Source organism: Amaricoccus sp., assembly GCF_047602525.1.
Classification (GTDB): Bacteria; Pseudomonadota; Alphaproteobacteria; order Rhodobacterales; family Rhodobacteraceae; genus Amaricoccus.
The window spans coordinates 3,736,323-3,754,582 of the sequence record NZ_JASGHB010000001.1; the positions used below are offsets into that span (position 1 = coordinate 3,736,323).

Genomic DNA, 18,260 nt, shown 5'->3' on the forward strand with positions numbered 1-18,260 from the left:
AGGAAATCGAGATGGCGGCGCGCTTTACCACGAACCCGACGCGGAGCGAGCAACTCCTGTTCCTGACGGACGATCAGCTCCGGCAGGGGATCGAGCTGATGTACTTCGCCTATCGCGGCTTCACCGCCGACCCGGACCGAATCCTCGAGGAGCGGGCGTACGGGCGGGCGCACCACCGGGCGATCCATTTCATCAACCGCCGGCCCGGGCTGACGGTGAACGAGCTCATCGACCTGCTCGGCGTGACGAAGCAGAGCCTGAACCGCGTGCTGCGGCAGCTGGTGGACGACGGGCTGGTCGAGAGCCGGGTGGGGCTCGAGGACCGGCGGCACCGCAACCTGCACCTGACCGAGGCCGGGCAGGCGCTGGAGCAGGAGCTGACCGCGGCGCAGCGGCGGCGGATGCGGGCGGCGTTCTCCAATGCCGGGCCCGAGGCGGTGGCGGGCTTTCGCAAGGTGCTGGAGCAGATGATCGACCCGGAGCTGCGCGCCCGGGTGGTCGGCTGGCTTGACCGGCCGTGAGCCGGGTGGTGCGGACGGGCGCCGTGTGGCGGGTGGTGGCAGGCTCCTGCACCTCCCCGACGCCGGACTGGTGGGGGGCCAGTCTCCGCCGGTGCGCCGGCACCGGGAGCGCCTGCCTGCCCCCCGGCAGGCGCGCCGGTGCCACAGGTCGGGCGTTGTCAGGCTCGCTCATCTGTCGACGCCGGGAATGGCACCGGGCGGGCGCCCCTGTCCCCGCCGGCGCATCCGGCCGGGCGCGAGGCGCATGATGACTGACACCCAGGCGCATATTCTCGTGGTGGACGACGACCCGCGGCTGCGCGGGCTGTTGCAGAAGTTCCTGACGCGCAGCGGCTTCATGGTAAGCGGGGCGCGGGACGCCGCGCACGCCCGCAACCTGCTGCTGAGCCTTGAGGTCGACCTCATCGTGCTCGACGTGATGATGCCGGGGGAAGACGGGCTGACGCTGACCGCCAGCCTGCGCGACACGATGACGACGCCGATCCTGCTCCTGACCGCGCGGGGCGACGCGGAGGACCGGATCCGCGGGCTGGAGGCGGGGGCCGACGACTATCTCGGCAAGCCGTTCGAGCCGCGGGAGCTGCTGCTCAGGATCAACGCGATCCTGCGGCGGGTGCCGAAGCCGGCCCCCCGCGGCGAGCCGCCGCGGACGCTGCACCTCGGGGCGATGCGCTACGACATGGGGCGGGGCGAGCTGTGGCGCGGGCCGGAGATGGTCCGGCTGACCGCGACGGAAGCGACGCTGATGCGGATGCTCGCGGCGCGGCCGCACGAGCCGGTGAGCCGGCAGGAGCTGGTGGAGGATCTGGGCGGCGGCATTGCCGAAGCGCAGGAGCGCGCCATCGACGTGCAGATCACCCGGCTGCGCCGCAAGCTCGAGGATGATCCGCGGGCGCCGCGCTACCTGCAGACGGTGCGCGGCTCTGGCTACATGCTGGCGCCGGACTGAGGCCGGAGCGCGAGCCAGAGGGCCCCGGCGACGAGGGTCGCCGCGAGGTCCACCGCGACGAGCGCTCCGGGCGGCGCCGGCAGGACGAAGAGCGCGAGGGCGTCAAGCCCCGAGGCGGGCGCGAGGACGAGCAGCGCCACGACGTTGTTGGCGACGTGAAGGCCGATCGCGGCCGACAGGCTGCCGGTGCGCACGGTGATGTCGGCGAGGAGCAGGCCCGCGAGCGTTGCCGAGACGACGGCGAGGGGCGCGGCGTGGCCCTGATCGGCGGGGTTCCAGTGCAGCGCGCCGAAGGCCAGCGCCGGCAGCAGCCCCCAGACCAGCGGCGAGCGGAAACGCGTGGCGAGTCCCGGAGCAGGTAGCCGCGAAAGAACAGCTCTTCGGCCACGCTTTGCAGCACGACGAGCGGCACGGCCAGGGGCAGTACGCGCAGCCAGGCGGCCGGTGCAAGGCCGCGCGTCGGCGGTGCGAGGAGCGCGGCGGTGAGCCCGGACGCGGTGGCAAGGCAGAGGCCCGCCACGGCGCCGGCCGCGAGCGCGCGGCGATGCAGGCCGCGGGGGCCGAGCAGGCTTGCGAGACGCGCGCAGTGCAGCAGGCGCTGGGCGGCGGCGAGGCCGAGCACGAGCCCGCCGAAGCTCGCCAGGAACAGCAGGACTTCCGCGCGCCGGTCGCCGGCGCCAGGCACCAGCGAGAGGGTCGCGCCGAACCAGCCGCCGGCCGCGACGCAGGAGCCGGCGGCGAGCCGCCAGAGGCCGCCGCGGTCGGGCGCCGGCGCCAGCGGCGCCGCGGCGGGAGAGACGTCTCGGGGCATCCGGCCGGCCTTGGCTTGAGTTTGCGGGAGGGCTCGCCTATGCGGAGGGGTCTAGACGGCGCCGGGCGGGACGAGAAGCCCCCTCGAAGCGCGCACGTCCGGCAGGGGGAGGGACGGGCATGCGGATCGGTCGACTCGGACGCGTGTCTCTCATCCTCGCCGGCCTCGCGGCTCTGACGGCGTGCGATCCCTCGGCGATGGGCGCCGGGCTCGCCGGCGGCTCGCCGACCCGGGCGCGCTTCGACGTGGGCGGGGCCGGGGTGACGATCGCAGCACCGCCGGGCTGGTGCCTCGATCCGTCCACGGTGCGGAAGTCGGCCGACGGGGCGTTCGTGCTGCTGACCGACTGCGGCCTGCTCGGCAAGCCGGGGGCGACGGTCGGGCGCAAGGGCGCGGCGCTGACCGCGAGCATCTCGGCGGGCAGCCTGCTCGAGGCCGAGGGCGACGCCGATACGCTGGCCGATTTCCAGGACTTCGCCGGCAGCCGCGAGGGCCGCGCGGTGCTCGGGCGCAGCGGCGAGGCCGCGCGCGTGCGGATCCTCGCGACGCGCGAGAGCGGCGGGGTCTACTACGTGCTGGTGGAAGATCGCGGGCGGTTGCCGATTGCCGGGCTCGACCGGCAGTTCTGGCGGGCGTTCTTCGACGTGAACGGCCACACCGTCGCGCTGTCGAGCCTCGGGTTCACCGGCGAATCGGACGCGCAGGCCGAGCTGAACGAGCTGGCGACCTTCGCGCGGTGGATCCAGGCGGCGAACGGCGCGAAGGCCGGGGCGTGATCCGCCCCGGCGGGGTGCGGGCCGGGTGAGCGGCCCCGCGTCAGTAGTCCAGGGTCAGCGGCAGGTATAGCCGCCGTCGATCGGCAGCGTTACGCCGGTGATCATCGAGGCGCCGTCGGAGAGCAGGAAGACGATCGGCGCCGCGATCTCCTCCTCGGTGGCCCAGCGGCCGAGCGGCATCGACTCGATGAACGGCCCGGCGATCTCCGGGCGGCCCCAGTACCAGGCGGAGATCGGCGTCATCACCACGGTCGGGTTCACGCTGTTGACGCGGATGTTGTACTTGCCGAGCTCCAGCGCCGAGACCCGGGTGATGCTGTCGAGCGCCGCCTTGGACGAGGCATAGGAGATGTGGCCCCAGAGGGCGACGAGACCGGCCTGGCTCGAGACGTTGACGATCGACCCGCCATTGCCGAGGCGCACCATCGACTGCGACGCATACTTCGTGGCGAGCAGCGCGCCGCGGGTATTGATGGCGATCACCTTGTCGAAGACGGCGATGTCGGTGTCCATCGGCGTCGCGATCTCGCCGCCGAAGCCGCCGCAGTTGACGAGGCCCCAGAGGTCGAGACCCTCCAGCGCGCCCTTCACCTCGTCTTCCTTGGCGAGGTCGAATTCGAGCGTGCGGCAGCCGGTCTCGGCGGCGATCTTGGCGAGCGCCTCCCTGGAGCGGCCGGTGGCCACGACATCGGCGTTCGCGGCGACGAGCTGGCGCACGGTGGCGCCCCCGATGCCGCCCGAGCCGCCGGTGACGACGATGGTGCGTCCGTTGAAGTCGGTCATGACGGGCTTCTCTCCCTGAAGCGTGGTGCGCCGGCGCCTCTCGCGGGCGCCGGTCATGCGGGGCGGTCTGCCGGGAGGCGCGCGCCCCGTGCGCGCCCCGGCGTCGCGTCAGGCCGCCTTGGCTGCGGCGGTCTTCAGCACCTCTTCGGTAACGATCCGATCGTCGCTGAGCGGGCGGATCGGCTTCACGCCGAGCGTCTGCAGCTCGCCGTGGTAGGCGCGCACCGCCTCCTCGGGGGAGATGGTGCCGTCCACCACCTGCCGCATCAGCGCGACGAGGTGCAAGGGCAACTCGGCAAGGTTGATCTTGCGGCCGAACAGCGCAACGCGGGCGCCGTAGCGCTCGCCCTGCGAGAGCAGCTCGAAGGTGTCGCGGGTGGTGCCGGCGCCGCCGCCGAGGATGCCGACGATGAGCGACGAGTCGAAGCTCGCAAGCTCCTCAAGCGCCTTCGGGCCGTTGAACGGGATCTTCAGGAACTCCGGCCGCTCGGCCTTGGTGAGGCCCGCGAGCGAGGCGAGGATCGCGTCGTTCAGGTACTCGCCCAGCTGCTGCTGGGTCATGCCGATCTCGATGTTCGGGTTGAACACCTCGTAGAAGTACCGGAAGTTGTTGGCCTGGGCCTCTTCGCGGAAGCGCTTGAACTCTTCGAGGGCGTGGGCGTCGCGCTCGAGGTCGTTGAGGAACGTCACCGAATAGAGACCGAGGTCGGTGCCGGTGATCGGCGCGCCCGGTGCCGGCTGCGCCGTCCCGGTCATCGCGCGGGAGACGGTCACGGCGCGGAAGGCGCGCGAGGGGAACTGCCGGTAGGTGGCATTGCGGATGCCGGCCCAGCAGTCGGTGGTGCAGTTGGCGCGGATCGCCGGCTTCATCGCGGAATTCTTGAACGTGCCGCGCTCGTGCAGCAGCTCGAGGTTCGACACGGTGAGCAGCATGATGTCGAGGATGTCCTGCTCGACCAGCCTCTCGATGGCATCGAGGAATTCGGAGCGGGTGCGCGGCCGCGGGCCGGCCGGGTCGCTGTGGTCGAAGCCGGCGCAGGTGACGCCCGAGCCCGCGTCGCCGTCCTTGGCGTCGGCGATGATGAAGTCGGTGGGCTTGTAGCGGCCCGCGCGGATGTTCGCGAGCTTGGTGTCCATACGGGTGGTCATGGGGGCTCCTCCAGACGGGTCCGTGCCCTGGGCCGGACCGCGATATGAGGCCGTGAGGCCGCTGTTTCTCGGAATCGACGGGTTCGTTCGCCGGGTGATACCAGACGTTCTCAAACTCTGTCAAAGCCTTTCAGCATGTCAGTCCGTCCCGCCGTCGGCCATGTCCGTCTGCGCCAGCGTCACCGTGACGCCGGCCGCCTGCAGGGCGTCGAGATGCTCGGGCGCGATGCCCGCATCGGTGATGACCTCGTCGATCTCGGAGAGGTCGCCGAAGCCGCTGAAACAGGGCGGGCGGAACTTCGAGCTGTCGACGAGCAGGATGCGCCGCTGGGCGGAGCGCATCATCGCGCGCTTGAGCGCGGCGACCTCGATCGTCGCATCGGTCAGCAGCGTGCCGGTGACGGCGAGGGCGCCGACGAGGAAGACGTCGGCGTGGACGTCGGCGAAGAACGCCTCGCCGCCGCTGCCCGCCAGCATGGTCGAGCCGGTGCGCACCGTGCCGCCGGGCACGATGACCCGCCAGTCGGGGACCGCGGCGCTTTCGAGCGCGATCTCGAGGCTGTTCGTCACCACCGTGAGCGGCAGGGCGCGGCGGGCCACCACCCGGACGGCCTCGAGCACGGTGGAGCTGAATCGAAGATCACGCTCTGCCGCGCGGACAGCCGGCTGGCGGCCTCGAGCCCGATCGCCTGCTTCTGGGTGCGGCACATGGCCTGGTGCAGCGAGAACTCGCCCTCGAACGCCGCGCGCGCCGGCGGGATCAGCAGCGCGCCGCCGTGGGTGCGCTCGAGGTAGCCGGCTTCGGTCAGGTGCTCGAGGTCGCGGCGCACCGTCGACTGCGATCCGCCGATCACCTCGGCGAGCTGCTGGATCGAGGCAGGGCCGTGTGCTCGCAGGTATTCGAGGATCAGGGCCTGCCGCTTGGCGGGGACCAGCTCGACGCGCTTCGGCGGTGCCTCCACCGGCAGACCCCTCTCCCTCACCAGATCGTATAGCCGCAGTCGACCAGCAGGATGCTGCCGGTGCAGGCACTGCCGGCGTCGCTGGCGAGGAACAGGATCGCCGAGGCGATCTCGTCGGCGCGCGCCACCCGCTTCATCGGCGTGCCGGCCATCCAGTGCGGCATCAGCGTCGGGTCGTCGAAGCCGCCGCGCGACATGACCGTGTCGACATAGGTCGGCGCCACCGAATTGACCCGCACGCCGCGCTCGGCCCATTCGCCGGCGAGCGAGCGGGTCATGTGATGCACGCCGGCCTTGGCGGCGTTGTAGTGCGCCTGACGCTGCGGCTTGTTGGAGATGAAGCCCGACATCGAGCCGACGGTGACGATGGAGCCGCGGCCGCGCGCCAGCATCGGACGCGCGAACTCGCGGCAGGACCAGAAGGTGCCGTTGAGGTCGATGTCGATGATCTTGCGCCAGACCTCGTCGGGCATGTCCTCGCCGCCCGTGTCCGGCCAGGCGATGCCGGCGTTCGCGACCAGGATGTCGACGGCGCCGTGGCGGTCGTTGGCCTCGGTCGCGACACGGCGGGTGGCGTCCGGGTCGCTCACGTCGAGCAGCATGGTGTCGGCGTCGTGGCCTGCGGCGGCCAGCGCCGCGCGGCCGGCGTCGAGCGTGGCCGCGTCGATGTCCGAGATGATGACCTTTGCCCCCGCCTCGGCGAGGGCCTGTGCGCTGGCGAGGCCGATGCCGCGACCGCCGCCGGTGATGAAGGCGGTCTGGCCCGCGAGGTCGTACTTCTTCAGGTACATGTTGGGTCCTTTCGGGCCGCGGCCTGGTCCTGCTGCGCGGCGCCGAGCACGAGCAGGCAGCCGCCGGTGAAGCTGTCGCCCAGGCCGAGCGTCGTGACGGGGTGCGAAAGGTAGGGCGTCGAGACCGCGACCAGGTGCCAGCCGTCGCCAAGCGGGCCGCCATCGAAGGGCGGGGGCGCGAAGTGGGCGGCGGCGGGGACTGCGACGGTCGCGACCGGCGCGCCGGCCTCGGCCCGGGCGGCGGCGAGGAGCGAGCCGCTCATCAGCGCCTCGCGCTCGCGGTCCGGGTCGCCGCGGGTGACGGAGGCGGCCCACTCGTCGGCATGGACGCAGAGCCGGGAGACCCGGGTGCGCTCGGCAATGGTCCGCATCGCCGCGGGCGTGTCGACGCCGGGCGCGATCTGGCGCAGCTCGGAGTGGCTCATGCCGATCGAGGTGACGACGCCGGAGAACGCGTCGAGCACCGTCTCCATGCGCTCCATGGTCTCATAGCCGGCCATTTCCATGTGGATGAGGTGCAGCCCCGCGCCGCTCCAGCGCCGGCAGAGGCCGCCCACCCGCTCGATACCGGCCGCGAGGTCCTCGGCCGGGATGGCGTGGAAGCCGGAGATGAGGCCCGCGCCCGCGGTCGCGGCGAGGCCCGGGGTCACGCGGTCGAAGTCGGGGTCGACATCGAGCCCCGGGTCGGCGAGGCGGACGATGATCCGCGACGAGCGCGGCGGCAGCACGCCCGCCACCGGCACCCCGGCGGAGAAATCGAAGATGTAGATGTCGCCCACGCGCTCGCCCCGCGCCGCGAGATCGCGGCAGCGGACCAGCCGATCGCCGTCGACGACCAGGATGTCGGGCGGCAGCTGCGCCAGCATGTGGGTGCTGCGGTCGCCGAGCGACATGGCCGCCGGCGCGCCGATGGACGAGAGCACCCACGCGGCCTGTGCGCCGGTGCCGCCGAGCGAGCAGGCGAGGTCGAGGTGGGCCGCGAGCCACGCCGCGCCGTCGGGCCAGGGGAACAGCATCTCGCCGCCGACGCCGCGCCGCACCCGGTCGACGAGGGCGGCGCCGAGCGCCGCCGCCCGCGGCGGCGCGTCGGGGGCGAAGAGCGCGGTGGCCTGCGCCAGGTCGGTGCGGGCGTCGACGCAGGCGATGAAGCCGCCCATCGTCAGCCGCGCCGCCGCCACCTTGGCGGGGATCGTCGCGGCGAGGCGATGGTAGGCCCCGGCCCAGCTGGCCGAAGAGGGCATGTCGGTCGTCTCTCCCTGGACGAAGTTTTCACATTCTTCCAATTTTTATCTTTCGTTCCCGCTTTCCGGTCAAGGGTCCGTCGAAGCCCCGTGGCCGCGGCGCTCCCGACCCTCTTGGCGCGGCCGGCCAGAAGCGGCTATGGTCGCGCCCTTTCCCGGGGGAGGAGCGGATATGGCGGACCCGTTGGTCGGCATCGTGATGGGCAGCCAGTCCGACTGGGACACCATGCGCGGCGCGGCCGAGATCCTCGATGCACTCGGCGTTGCCCACGAGGTCCGCATCGTCTCGGCGCACCGCACCCCGGACCGGCTGTTCGCCTATGCCGAGGCGGCCGTCGGGCGGGGCTTCCGCGCGATCGTCGCCGGGGCCGGCGGGGCGGCGCACCTGCCCGGGATGCTGGCGGCGAAGACACGGATCCCGGTCCTCGGCGTGCCGGTGCAGTCCAAGGCGCTCTCGGGCATGGATTCGCTGCTGTCGATCGTGCAGATGCCAAAGGGCATCCCGGTGGGCACGCTGGCGATCGGCCCGGCCGGAGCCGCGAACGCCGGCCTGCTCGCGGCCGCGATGCTGGCGACGACCGACCCGGCGCTGGCGGCCCGGCTCGACGCCTGGCGGGCGGCACAGACCGACGCGGTGGCGGAGGCTCCCCATGAGCTTTGAGCGCCTTGCCCCTGGCTCGACCATCGGCGTCCTCGGCGGCGGCCAGCTCGGGCGCATGCTGGCGCTCGCCGCCGCGCGTCTCGGGATGAAGGTCCACGTCTACGAGCCGGCGGCCGACGCGCCGGCCGGGCAGGTGGCGAACAAGGTGACGCGCGCGGAGTGGGGGGACGCCGACGCGCTGGCCGACTTCGCCGCCGGAGTCGACGTCGTGACCTACGAGTTCGAGAACGTCGATCTGGCCGCGATCGACGTGCTGCTGCCGCTGGTGCCGGTGCGCCCCGGGCGCCGGGCGCTCGAAGTGGCGCAGGATCGCATCGCCGAGAAGGATTTCCTGACCGAGATCGGCCTCGTGACTGCGCCCTATGCGGCGGTCGACGGCACCGGGTCGCTCGACGCGGCGCTGGCGCGGATCGGCACGCCCTCGATCCTGAAGACGCGCCGCCTCGGCTATGACGGCAAGGGGCAGGTGCGGCTCGACCCGGGCAGCTCGGCGGATGCCGCCTGGCTGGCCATTGGCGGCGCGCCGTCGGTGCTCGAAGGCTTCGTCGACTTCGAGCGCGAGATCTCGGTCATCGCGGCGCGGGGCGGCGACGGCGCCGTCGCCGCCTTCGACCCCGGCGAGAACGAGCATCGCGACGGCATCCTGCACCGGACGACCGTGCCCGCGCGGGTGCCCGCCGGCACGGCGCAGGACGCGGTGCTGCTGGCCGGCCGGATCCTGACGGCGCTCGACTACGTGGGCGTGATCGGCGTGGAGCTGTTCGTCACCCGTTCGGGTCTGGTGGTGAACGAGATCGCGCCGCGCGTGCACAACTCCGGGCACTGGACCGAGGCCGCCTGCCTGATCGACCAGTTCGAGCAGCATGTCCGGGCGATCTGCGGCTGGCCGCTCGGCGACGGCACGCGGCACTCGGACGCGGAGATGGTGAACCTGCTCGGGGCCGACGCGGCGACCGCGCCCGGGCTCGAGCGCGCCCGCGTGCACCTCTACGGCAAGGCCGAGGCGCGCCCGGGCCGCAAGATGGGCCACGCCACCCGCCTCCGCCCCCGGACAGCGGCGGGGTAGGGCGGCCCGACCGCCCGGCGGCGGCGCTCCCCGCCTGCGCGCGGGCGGGACGCATCGCCGGACGCGACGCCGGGCGGCAAATCCGGCCGAACCGCAAGCTCCCGTGTTGACGCCGCGCCTTCCAGGCCATAAGGAGCGCGCACGCTCGGGGCCTCTGGCCCGGCATCCGTTGGAGGGGTGGCAGAGCGGTCAAATGCAACGGACTGTAAATCCGTCGGGGTAACCCTACGCTGGTTCGAATCCAGCCCCCTCCACCATCCTCTCCCGTTCCTCATGCCGCAGCACGCCACGGGGGCGAGACGGTCCCGCCTGGCGGCGGCCCGATCGGCTGGAGAGCCGCTTGACCGGCGTCGCAACCGGCCCCATACGGCGGGCCATGACCGACACCGGCCGCATCCGCAACTTCTCCATCGTCGCCCACATCGACCACGGGAAGTCCACCCTCGCCGACCGCCTGATTCAGGCGACCGGCACCGTCGCCGACCGCGACATGAAGGCGCAGCTCCTCGACTCGATGGACATCGAGCGCGAGCGCGGCATCACCATCAAGGCCCAGACCGTCCGCCTCGAATACACGGCGAAGGACGGCCAGGCCTATGTCCTGAACCTGATCGACACGCCCGGGCACGTCGACTTCGCCTATGAGGTCAGCCGCTCGATGCGGGCCGTCGAGGGCTCGCTCCTGGTGGTGGACGCCAGCCAGGGCGTCGAGGCGCAGACGCTCGCCAACGTCTATCAGGCGATCGACGCCGGCCACGAGATCGTGCCGGTGCTGAACAAGATCGACCTGCCCGCGGCCGAGCCTGCGCGGGTCAAGGAGCAGATCGAGGACGTCATCGGCATCGACGCCTCCGATGCCATCGAGATCTCCGCGAAGACCGGCCTCGGCATCCCGGACGTGCTGGAGGCGATCGTCGCCCGGCTGCCCGCACCCGGCGGCGACCGGGACGCGGCGCTGAAGGCGATGCTGGTCGAACTCGTGGTACGACGCCTATCTCGGCGTCGTCGTGCTGGTGCGCATCTTCGACGGCGTGCTCCGCAAGGGCGACCGGATCAAGATGATGCAGACCGGCGCGCTCTACCCGGTCGACCGCATCGGCACCTTCCGCCCGGGCATGCTGCCCGCCGACGAGCTCGGGCCCGGCGAGCTGGGCTTTCTCACCGCTTCGATCAAGCAGGTGCGCGACACCCGGGTCGGCGACACCATCACCCACGAGCGCAAGGGCGCGACCACGCCGCTCCCCGGCTTCCAGCCCTCGGTGCCGGTGGTGTTCTGCGGCCTGTTCCCGGTCGATGCCGCCGATTTCGAGGCGCTCCGCGACGCCATCGAGAAGCTGCAGCTCAACGACGCGAGCTTCTCCGCCGAGATGGAGACCTCCGCGGCGCTCGGCTTCGGGTTTCGGTGCGGCTTCCTCGGGCTGCTGCACCTGGAGGTGATCCGCGAGCGGCTGGAGCGCGAGTTCGACCTCGACCTCATCACCACGGCGCCCTCCGTGGTCTACCACGTCTTCAAGACCGACGGGGAGGTGCTGGAGCTGCACAACCCCGCCGACATGCCGGACCCGGTGCGGATCGACCACATCGAGGAGCCGCGCATCAAGGCGACGATCCTCGTGCCGGACGAGTACCTCGGCGACGTGCTGAAGCTCTGCCAGGACCGCCGCGGCGTGCAGCTCGACCTCACCTATGCCGGTAGCCGGGCGATGGTGGTCTACGACCTGCCGCTGAACGAGGTGGTGTTCGACTTCTACGACCGGCTGAAGTCGGTGACGAAGGGCTATGCGTCGTTCGACTACACCGTCACCGGCTATCAGGAAGACGATCTGGTGAAGATGCAGATCCTCGTCAACGACGAGCCGGTCGACGCGCTCTCGACGATGGTCCACCGGGCACGGGCCGACCTGCGCGGCCGGGCGATGGTGGAGAAGCTGAAGGAGCTGATCCCCCAGCACCTGTTCAAGATCCCGATCCAGGCGGCGATCGGCGGCCGCATCATCGCCCGCGAGACGATCTCGGCCCTGCGCAAGGACGTGACGGCGAAATGCTACGGCGGCGATATTTCGCGCAAGCGCAAGCTGCTCGACAAGCAGAAGGCCGGCAAGAAGAAGATGCGCCAGTTCGGGCGGGTGGAGATCCCGCAGGAGGCGTTCATCAACGCCCTGAAGATGGACGGGTGAGGGCGCGCGTTTCGCCGATGCGCGTCCCGGGGGCTGCCTCTCAGTCGGAGCCCACATCCGGCGGTCGGCGATCCCCCTGGGTCGGTGCTCAACCACCTTGCTTTTCGGCGGCAAAACCCGCATTCTACTGCTGCCACGTTATGACGTTCGACCCGCTGTCTCGCCTCACCGGCCTCAGCTTCGACCATCCGCTGACCGCGCCGGGCCGCCGCATCCTGCGGGCGGCAACACGAGAAGGAGACATCACGATGGCCAAGGGCACCGTGAAATGGTTCAACGCCACCAAGGGCTTCGGCTTCATCCAGCCGGACGGCGGCAACAAGGACGTGTTCGTCCACATCTCCGCCGTTGAGCGCGCGGGCCTGTCGGGCCTGCCGGACGGCCAGAAGGTCACGTTCGACATCGAGAAGGGCCGTGACGGCCGCGAGTCGGCCGCGAACCTCGCGCTCGCCTGAGTCGAGACCGGCGCGGTCCTGACGGGCCGCGCCATCGCCGGGCCGAGGCGGCTTTCCTCGGACCTCCGTGGCTTTGGCTGCGGAAGCGGCAAGGGAATGTCTGAAGCTTCCCTGCCACCATGCCCCCGCCGGGCGCTCATCTCTCATCCGCGCTCTGTCACACCGGCCGTCCTGCGGCCTCGCCCGGTGCTTCCGGGCGCCCGTCCGCCGGCACCGAATCAGCGGCTCCCGCGATTGTCGGATGGATGGCTCCGTGTCGTCGCGGCGCCGGCCCGTTTGCCGAAGATGCGGCGCAATGCTGGAAGATTGCGGCATAACCCGTTCGACACGCGTCGCTTCGAGCGGCTTCTATCACCGCGCGCCGGCCCCGACGGCCGCGAGGAGAAGGCCCGGATCGGGCCTCCATGCCGGCTCGCCGGCATGCGATCAGACGAGCGGTCTGCGGGCGCGAATCTGGGCGATCGAGAGCAAGTGAACGCTGCTGTGGCGAAATCGCGCTAAAATGTCCATCAGAGCGCCGAAAATGGTCCTGAAAAGGAGCGAGGCTGCCAGTGCCTCAACGCACTGACAGCCCCCACTTACCCCCAAACCCCGCGGTTCACACTCTTGAACCAGGTACTCGAACCGTCGCACCCCTCGACACAAACCCCGCGGGGACACCCCTCAATCAACACGCCGTCAGCAATAGGCGATTTCTTGCCGCAAGCCAAGCGGTGCTCGCGCAAAGAGTTGACATGTGTCTTTAGTGCCACGGACAGCGGCCTGTGTCAGGTGCCGCCAGAAGGAGCCTCGCGCTCGTCCCGCGATGTGCGCCGGGCAGCTTCCGCGCGGGCCGCGGTCTCGGCAACGCGGTCGAGCGCGCGTTCGCGCCCGAGGCTTTGCACCGCGGCGGCCCGCGCCCGCTCGATCTCCGGTGCGAGCGCCGCCCGCTGCTGCCGCACCATGGCCGTACGCTGGTCGATCCAGGCGAGACGCGCCGCCTGCCGGCCCGGCGGCAACGGCTCGCCGCTCGCGACGTCGGCGACGGCGGTGGCGGCCAGCGTCGCCAGCTCGGCATCGAGCGCCCGGGCCTCGCTGGCCAGCCGCTCCAGCCGGGCAAGGTCGCGGGCCTTGCGCGCCTCCATCAGGCGCCCGAGGTCGCGCAGGGCGGCGGGGGTCATCGGCCGCGCTCCCGGGCGGCCTTGCGTATGCGGTCGGAGAAGCGGATCGCGGCGGCGACGGCGCGATAGTGCTCAGGCAGGATCTCCTGGCCGACCTCCACCGTGGCGTTGACCGCGCGCGCCGTGGGCGGGTCGGAGTGCAGCGGCACGTTCGCGGTGGCCGCCACCTCGCGAATCAGGAGCGCCACCTCGTCCTCGCCCTTGGCGACGCAGATCGGCGCCGAGCCGCGGGTCCGGCTCCACTTCAGCGCGACCGCGACGTGGGTCGGGTTGACGATCACCACATCGGCCTTCGGCACGTCGAGCAGCATCCGGTTGGTCGCGATGGCATGGGCGCGGCTGCGCCGCTGCGACTTCACATGCGGATCACCCTCGCTCTGCTTCGTCTCGTCGCGCAGCTCCTGGAAGGTCATGCGATTGCGCTTCAGGAAGTCGAAGCGTTGCCAGACCAGATCGACGGCGGCGACGGCGACGGCGATGACGCAGGTGACCGAGAGCAGCACGACCAGAGATTGCAGCATGATCGCCCCGAGCACGCCCGGCTCGGCGGTGGCGGCGCCGATCATGCGGTCGGCGTCGCGGCGCAGGTAGATCGCCAGCGCCGTCGCGACCGCCGCGAGCTTGGCCGTGGCCTTCCCGAACTCGACGATGCCGGAAAGCCCGAACTTCTTCTTGGCGTTGTCGAGCACCGAGATCCGGGAGAGCTTCGGCTGGATCTTGTCGGCGGAGAAGGTGATTGCCTGCTGCGCGACGAGGCTGACGACCACCGCGACCATGGGCGCGAGAAACAGCGGCCCGAGCGCCCAGGCGATTTCGCCCAGCATCGAGGCGAGCAGGCCGGGGCCACCCGGCCCGAGGATGCGCCCCTCGAGCCGGTCCGGCTGATCGAGAAAGAACATCAGCACCGATCCGGCGTTCTTCAGTGCATAGACGCCGAGCGTCGTCACGGCGGCGAGCAGCCCGAGATAGGTCGCGGCGACGTTGACGTCGGCGGAGCGCGGGATGTCGCCCCGCCGCCGCGCCTCGGTCAGGCGCTGTGGCGTCGGGTCGTGGGTCTTCTCGCCGCCGCTCTCGCCGCCTTCGCTCATCGCGGCTGGGCCAGCGGATCGGCGAGGGTGAGGTCCAGCCGGTGGCCCCAGAAGTGCAGGATGACCGGCATCGCCAGCATGAGCAGCAGGATGCCGCCGGCGGTGATCGCCGGCGCGCCGATGAACGACACCATGAGCTGCGGCATCGCCCGGTTGATGACCCCGAGCGCCAGGTTGTAGGCAAACGCCGCGATCACGAACGGCGCGGCGAGCGAGAAGCCGAGGGCGAACGCCTGCGCGATCCGGGCCGTGCCCCAGCGCGCCGCATCCGCCGCCGGCACCGGCAGACCCATCGGCAGGATCTCGTAGCTGCGCGCCATGGTGACGGCGATCTTCACGTGCAGCCCCATCGCGAGCGCGAGGGTGACGCCCGCGAGCATCAGGATATTGCCGATCGCCGGCATCGGCTCTGGCGTGAGCCCGCTGCCGAACATCTGCGACAGCGACGTGGACTGTGCTGCGATGGTGCCGGCGATCTGCAACGCCATCACCATCAGGCGGATCGCGAGGCCGAGCATCAGGCCGATGGTCGAACTCGACGATCAGCATGGCGAGGAACGGCCGCGCCGGGTCCGCCACCAACAGCTCGGGCGCGATCATCGGCCAGACGACCAGGGTAAAGGCAACGGTGAGCCCGAGGCGGATGCGAACCGGGATCATCTGCTCGCCAAAGCCGGGCAGCAGCGCCATCACGCCGCCGACCCGGGCGAAGACGAGGATCGCGCCGACCAGCACCGCGTCCGTGATGTCGAGGACCTCACCCAGCCCCGCGAACATCAGGCGAGCCCGAGCACGGCGGGTTTCGCGCCTGTGCCGATTTCCTCGAACGAAAGGACGGGGTTTCGGATGCCCTTCGCCATGAGGACGGTGTGCAGGAAGCGCCGCCGCTTGGTCGAGGTGACGACCGCGGGATAGCGGCCCTGCGCGCCGGCGTGGGCGATCTTCTCCGCCACCGCGTTGGCCAGCCGGTTGAACTCCGCCGGCGGCAGCGCGACATCGACGATGCCCGAGCCGTCGGGCAGCTGGTACTTCTGGAACGCCTCCTCCCAGGCTGGCGCCAGCTGGATCAGCGGCAGGGCCCCGTCCGCCTCGGTCAGCCCGGCGACGAGCTGGAAGCCGAGGCGGTGGCGGACATGCTCGCACACCACCTCCGCGCTGACATGCGGGCCGTTCGCCTCGGCGATCAATTCGAAGATCAGCGGCAGGTTGCGGATCGACACCCGCTCCTCGAGCAGCAGGCGCAGCACCGACTGCAGCAGGTCGACCGGCACCTTGTCCGGCACGAACTCGTCGAGCATCCGCCGGTTGGCCTCGGCCCGCTTGGTGTCCGTCAGCGAGACGAATTCGTCGAGCAGTTTGCGCAGGCTGCGCCGGGTGAACAGCTTGCCGAAGTTCGCCTTGACGATCTCGAGCAGGTGCGTCGCCACCACCTCGGTCGGCGTCACAACCGCAAGCCCGAGCAGCGCGGCTTCCTCCTGATGGGCCGGCGCGATCCAGCGGGCCGGCGCGCCATAGACCGGCTCGGCGACGGACATGCCGTCCGGGGCTTTCGCGCCCTCGTCGGGGAGCAGCACCAGCACCCGGTCGGTCTCGATCCGGCTTTTCGCCACCTCGACGCCCTGGATGCGGATCGCATAGGTCCCGGACGAGAGCCCGGGATTGTCGGTCAGCCGGATCTCGGGAAGGATCAGGCCGAACTCGGTGGCGATGTGGTTGCGCATGTTGAGGATCCGCGCGTCGAGCCCGGTCGCGGCATCCATCACCACGGGCACGAGGTTGGGCGCGAATTCCATGTGGATCTCGTCGATGTCGAGCAGGTCGCCGAGCGACTTCTTGACCGGCGCCTTTGCCTCCGGCGGCGCGACGGCCGCGGCCGCCTCCTTGGCCTTCTGCTCCCGCGCCAGCCACGCCGCGCCGCCGAGGCAGCCGGCGCCGAGGATGAACGGCAGGAACGGCAGGCCCGGGATGAAGGCGAAGAGCGCCATCAGCACCGCCACGGTGCCGAGCGCCGTCGGATAGCCGCCGAGCTGGCGGATCAGCGCCCGGTCGGTCGAGCCGACGAGCCCGCCCTTGGAGAGCAGCATCGCCGAGGCGATCGAGATGATGACCGCCGGGATCTGGGTGACGAGGCCGTCGCCGACGGTGAGGATCGAATAGGTCTCGAACGCCTCGCCGACCGGCATCCCGTGCACCAGCACGCCCATGGCGAGGCCGACCACGAGATTGAGGAGCGTGATGAGCAGGCCGGCGATCGCGTCGCCCTTGACGAACTTCGAGGCGCCGTCGAGCGAGCCGAAGAACGTCGTCTCCTCCTGCTCGATCCGCCGCCGCTCCCGCGCCTCGGCGTGGCTGATCGCGCCGGCCGCCATGTCGCTGTCGATGGCGAGCTGCTTGCCGGGCATCGCGTCGAGGGCGAAGCGGGCGCCGACCTCGGCCATGCGGCCGGCACCCTTGGTGATGACGATGAAGTTGACGATCAGCAGCACGGAGAAGATCACCAGGCCCATCGCGACCGAGCCGCCCATGATGAACATGGCGAAGCCCTCGATCACGTGCCCCGCGGCCTTGGTCCCGGTGTGGCCCTGTCCGATGATGAGCTTGGTCGACGAGACGTTGAGCGACAGGCGCAGCATCAGCGAGGCGAGCAGGATCGTCGGGAACGACGAGAAGTCGAGCGGCCGCTGGATGAACAGCGTGATCGTGAAGATGAGGATGGCGAGCGCGAACGAGGCGGCGAGGCCGGTGTCGAGGATCCACGCCGGCATCGGCAGGACCATCATGGCGATGACCGCCATGAGCGCCATCGCCAGCATCACGGTCGGCTGGTAGAGGGTGCGGAGCGAGATTTCCATCAGAACAACCCTCCGCGCGGCGCGGTGAGCAGGGGCCCGCCGCCGGGCGCGAGCAGGCTGCCGCCGCCGCCGGCGATGAGCCCCCCGGCTGCGGGCAGGAACAGCGCGCCCGCGACGCCGCCCGCGGTGGGCGGCGGTGGCGGGCCGGCGGCGCGGATGCGCTCGGCGAGCGCCCGGCGCTGCGCCTCGCGACGCTCCTGCCGCGAGCTGAAGCGGTTGTCGGGCTGCGCCGCGGCGACCAGCGCCTCGGCCCCGGTCAGCGCCCCGGGCTCCAGCTCGGCCAGCACTTCGTCGAAGCGGGTGCGATAGGTCGCTGCCTCCTGCGGCGAGAGCGAGTGATAGGCCCCGGCCGCGGCCGACCAGTCGCCCCGCTCCTCGTAGAGCGTGCGCAGGAACTGCGCGGCATAGGTCGCCGTCCACTGCGGGTCGAACATGTCCTCGAGGGTCGGGAAGGCGTGGCCATGCCAGCGATAGTTGATCTGGACGCAGCCGACGTCGAAGCTCGGGCGGCCCTCAGCGAGGCTCTTGCGCGCAAAGGCAATCGCCTCGTCCCTGGACTTGAACCAGTAGCCCTTGCCTTCGCGGTTGATGGCCCAGGGCCAGGCGCGGAACGCGCCGTCGCGATGCTGTCCGGTCTCGGTCAGCGCCACCGCGTGCAGCACCTCGACCGGCACGCCGCCGCGCCGGGCGCCGGCGACGATGGCCGCATCGCAGAGCGCCGCAGGATCGGACTCCGCGGGATCGGCCCGTGCTTCGCCCGTGAGCGCGAGCGCGGCCGCCAGCGCGAGCCGCAGGCCGGTGCGAAGCGACATGGACAG

General features: G+C 71.3%; 18 protein-coding genes, 1 tRNA gene and 2 pseudogenes. 8 read left to right on the forward strand and 13 right to left on the reverse strand.

Annotation, left to right across the window (positions count from 1 at the left end):
* The first annotated feature begins 11 nt into the window (after positions 1-11).
* Positions 12-521 (forward strand): MarR family winged helix-turn-helix transcriptional regulator, encoded by a 510-nt coding sequence (locus QM699_RS19105; RefSeq protein WP_415012580.1) that lies wholly within the window; start codon positions 12-14, stop codon positions 519-521.
* A 247-nt stretch (positions 522-768) separates the two neighbouring features.
* Positions 769-1,470: a response regulator gene (locus tag QM699_RS19110; RefSeq protein WP_415012581.1), complete on the forward strand. Its 702-nt coding sequence runs from the start codon at positions 769-771 to the stop codon at positions 1,468-1,470.
* Here QM699_RS19110 and QM699_RS19115 read toward each other — a convergent pair.
* Positions 1,449-2,219: a lysostaphin resistance A-like protein gene (locus QM699_RS19115; RefSeq protein WP_415012813.1), complete on the reverse strand. Its 771-nt coding sequence runs from the start codon at positions 2,217-2,219 to the stop codon at positions 1,449-1,451. The two genes, QM699_RS19110 and QM699_RS19115, sit on opposite strands and share 22 nt — an antisense overlap.
* A 181-nt stretch (positions 2,220-2,400) precedes the next feature.
* On the opposite strand from QM699_RS19115, the gene QM699_RS19120 reads away from it, so the two are divergent.
* The gene (locus QM699_RS19120) at positions 2,401-3,057 is read left to right on the forward strand and encodes a hypothetical protein (RefSeq protein WP_415012582.1); all 657 of its coding nucleotides are present in this window, start codon (positions 2,401-2,403) and stop codon (positions 3,055-3,057) included.
* A gap of 54 nt (positions 3,058-3,111) precedes the next feature.
* On the opposite strand, the gene QM699_RS19125 is transcribed toward QM699_RS19120, so the two are convergent.
* The 6 genes from QM699_RS19125 to QM699_RS19150 form a co-directional block, all read right to left on the reverse strand.
* Complete coding sequence (locus QM699_RS19125; RefSeq protein WP_415012583.1) at positions 3,112-3,840, reverse strand: SDR family oxidoreductase; 729 nt, start codon at positions 3,838-3,840, stop codon at positions 3,112-3,114.
* Positions 3,841-3,948: 108 nt separating this feature from the next.
* Positions 3,949-4,989, reverse strand: coding sequence for a hypothetical protein (locus QM699_RS19130; protein ID WP_415012584.1), 1,041 nt, complete (start codon positions 4,987-4,989; stop codon positions 3,949-3,951).
* Between the two features lie 138 nt (positions 4,990-5,127).
* Complete coding sequence (locus QM699_RS19135; RefSeq protein WP_415012814.1) at positions 5,128-5,589, reverse strand: DeoR/GlpR family DNA-binding transcription regulator; 462 nt, start codon at positions 5,587-5,589, stop codon at positions 5,128-5,130.
* Positions 5,556-5,951, reverse strand: a complete 396-nt coding sequence (locus QM699_RS19140) for a DNA glycosylase AlkZ-like family protein (RefSeq protein WP_415012585.1) — start codon at positions 5,949-5,951, stop codon at positions 5,556-5,558. The genes QM699_RS19135 and QM699_RS19140 overlap by 34 nt, the downstream gene beginning before the upstream one ends.
* 17 nt (positions 5,952-5,968) lie before the next feature.
* Complete coding sequence (locus tag QM699_RS19145) at positions 5,969-6,742, reverse strand: SDR family NAD(P)-dependent oxidoreductase (protein ID WP_415012586.1); 774 nt, start codon at positions 6,740-6,742, stop codon at positions 5,969-5,971.
* The gene (locus QM699_RS19150) at positions 6,733-7,983 is read right to left on the reverse strand and encodes an ADP-dependent glucokinase/phosphofructokinase (RefSeq protein ID WP_415012587.1); all 1,251 of its coding nucleotides are present in this window, start codon (positions 7,981-7,983) and stop codon (positions 6,733-6,735) included. Before QM699_RS19150 ends, QM699_RS19145 begins: the two co-directional genes overlap by 10 nt.
* 172 nt (positions 7,984-8,155) lie before the next feature.
* Between QM699_RS19150 and purE the strand changes: the two genes are divergently transcribed.
* The 5 genes and pseudogenes from purE to QM699_RS19175 all read left to right on the forward strand — a co-directional run bounded on the left by purE (position 8,156) and on the right by QM699_RS19175 (position 12,342).
* Positions 8,156-8,644 (forward strand): 5-(carboxyamino)imidazole ribonucleotide mutase, encoded by a 489-nt coding sequence (gene purE, locus QM699_RS19155; RefSeq protein WP_415012588.1) that lies wholly within the window; start codon positions 8,156-8,158, stop codon positions 8,642-8,644.
* The gene (locus tag QM699_RS19160) at positions 8,634-9,710 is read left to right on the forward strand and encodes a 5-(carboxyamino)imidazole ribonucleotide synthase (protein WP_415012589.1); all 1,077 of its coding nucleotides are present in this window, start codon (positions 8,634-8,636) and stop codon (positions 9,708-9,710) included. Before purE ends, QM699_RS19160 begins: the two co-directional genes overlap by 11 nt.
* Before the next feature lie 171 nt (positions 9,711-9,881).
* Positions 9,882-9,967 (forward strand) — tRNA-Tyr (locus QM699_RS19165).
* Positions 9,968-10,086: 119 nt separating this feature from the next.
* Positions 10,087-11,887 (forward strand): annotated as a pseudogene (gene lepA / locus QM699_RS19170) (translation elongation factor 4).
* Between the two features lie 248 nt (positions 11,888-12,135).
* Positions 12,136-12,342, forward strand: coding sequence for a cold-shock protein (locus tag QM699_RS19175; RefSeq protein WP_415012815.1), 207 nt, complete (start codon positions 12,136-12,138; stop codon positions 12,340-12,342).
* Positions 12,343-13,109: 767 nt separating this feature from the next.
* Here QM699_RS19175 and QM699_RS19180 read toward each other — a convergent pair.
* The 6 genes and pseudogenes from QM699_RS19180 to QM699_RS19205 all read right to left on the reverse strand — a co-directional run bounded on the left by QM699_RS19180 (position 13,110) and on the right by QM699_RS19205 (position 18,254).
* Positions 13,110-13,502 (reverse strand): hypothetical protein, encoded by a 393-nt coding sequence (locus QM699_RS19180; RefSeq protein ID WP_415012590.1) that lies wholly within the window; start codon positions 13,500-13,502, stop codon positions 13,110-13,112.
* Entirely contained in the window at positions 13,499-14,590 is a 1,092-nt protein-coding gene (gene flhB, locus QM699_RS19185) for a flagellar type III secretion system protein FlhB (RefSeq protein WP_415012816.1), read from the reverse strand. Before flhB ends, QM699_RS19180 begins: the two co-directional genes overlap by 4 nt.
* Positions 14,587-15,108, reverse strand: coding sequence for a flagellar biosynthetic protein FliR (locus QM699_RS19190; protein ID WP_415012817.1), 522 nt, complete (start codon positions 15,106-15,108; stop codon positions 14,587-14,589). The genes flhB and QM699_RS19190 overlap by 4 nt, the downstream gene beginning before the upstream one ends.
* 76 nt (positions 15,109-15,184) lie before the next feature.
* A pseudogene (locus tag QM699_RS19195) lies at positions 15,185-15,367 on the reverse strand (flagellar biosynthetic protein FliR); the annotation flags it as partial.
* A complete protein-coding gene (gene flhA / locus QM699_RS19200) occupies positions 15,367-17,442 on the reverse strand; it encodes a flagellar biosynthesis protein FlhA (RefSeq protein WP_415012591.1) in 2,076 nt (691 codons plus the stop codon). The pseudogene QM699_RS19195 and the gene flhA, both read right to left, overlap by 1 nt.
* Positions 17,442-18,254 carry a hypothetical protein gene (locus tag QM699_RS19205; protein ID WP_415012592.1) on the reverse strand — a complete coding sequence of 271 codons (813 nt, stop codon included), beginning with the start codon at positions 18,252-18,254 and terminating at the stop codon, positions 17,442-17,444. Before QM699_RS19205 ends, flhA begins: the two co-directional genes overlap by 1 nt.
* Between the last annotated feature and the right edge of the window lie 6 nt (positions 18,255-18,260).

Excerpts from the sequence above, each read along its gene's own strand:
- QM699_RS19105 (WP_415012580.1), top strand. The coding sequence starts at position 12 with ATGGCGGCGCGCTTTACCACGAACCCGACGCGGAGCGAGCAACTCCTG.
- QM699_RS19110 (WP_415012581.1), top strand. The coding sequence starts at position 769 with ATGACTGACACCCAGGCGCATATTCTCGTGGTGGACGACGACCCGCGG.
- QM699_RS19120 (WP_415012582.1), top strand. The coding sequence starts at position 2,401 with ATGCGGATCGGTCGACTCGGACGCGTGTCTCTCATCCTCGCCGGCCTC.
- QM699_RS19125 (WP_415012583.1), bottom strand. The coding sequence starts at position 3,840 with ATGACCGACTTCAACGGACGCACCATCGTCGTCACCGGCGGCTCGGGC.
- QM699_RS19130 (WP_415012584.1), bottom strand. The coding sequence starts at position 4,989 with ATGACCACCCGTATGGACACCAAGCTCGCGAACATCCGCGCGGGCCGC.
- QM699_RS19145 (WP_415012586.1), bottom strand. The coding sequence starts at position 6,742 with ATGTACCTGAAGAAGTACGACCTCGCGGGCCAGACCGCCTTCATCACC.
- QM699_RS19150 (WP_415012587.1), bottom strand. The coding sequence starts at position 7,983 with ATGCCCTCTTCGGCCAGCTGGGCCGGGGCCTACCATCGCCTCGCCGCG.
- purE (WP_415012588.1), top strand. The coding sequence starts at position 8,156 with ATGGCGGACCCGTTGGTCGGCATCGTGATGGGCAGCCAGTCCGACTGG.
- QM699_RS19160 (WP_415012589.1), top strand. The coding sequence starts at position 8,634 with ATGAGCTTTGAGCGCCTTGCCCCTGGCTCGACCATCGGCGTCCTCGGC.
- QM699_RS19175 (WP_415012815.1), top strand. The coding sequence starts at position 12,136 with ATGGCCAAGGGCACCGTGAAATGGTTCAACGCCACCAAGGGCTTCGGC.
- QM699_RS19180 (WP_415012590.1), bottom strand. The coding sequence starts at position 13,502 with ATGACCCCCGCCGCCCTGCGCGACCTCGGGCGCCTGATGGAGGCGCGC.
- flhB (WP_415012816.1), bottom strand. The coding sequence starts at position 14,590 with ATGAGCGAAGGCGGCGAGAGCGGCGGCGAGAAGACCCACGACCCGACG.
- QM699_RS19190 (WP_415012817.1), bottom strand. The coding sequence starts at position 15,108 with ATGCTCGGCCTCGCGATCCGCCTGATGGTGATGGCGTTGCAGATCGCC.
- flhA (WP_415012591.1), bottom strand. The coding sequence starts at position 17,442 with ATGGAAATCTCGCTCCGCACCCTCTACCAGCCGACCGTGATGCTGGCG.
- QM699_RS19205 (WP_415012592.1), bottom strand. The coding sequence starts at position 18,254 with ATGTCGCTTCGCACCGGCCTGCGGCTCGCGCTGGCGGCCGCGCTCGCG.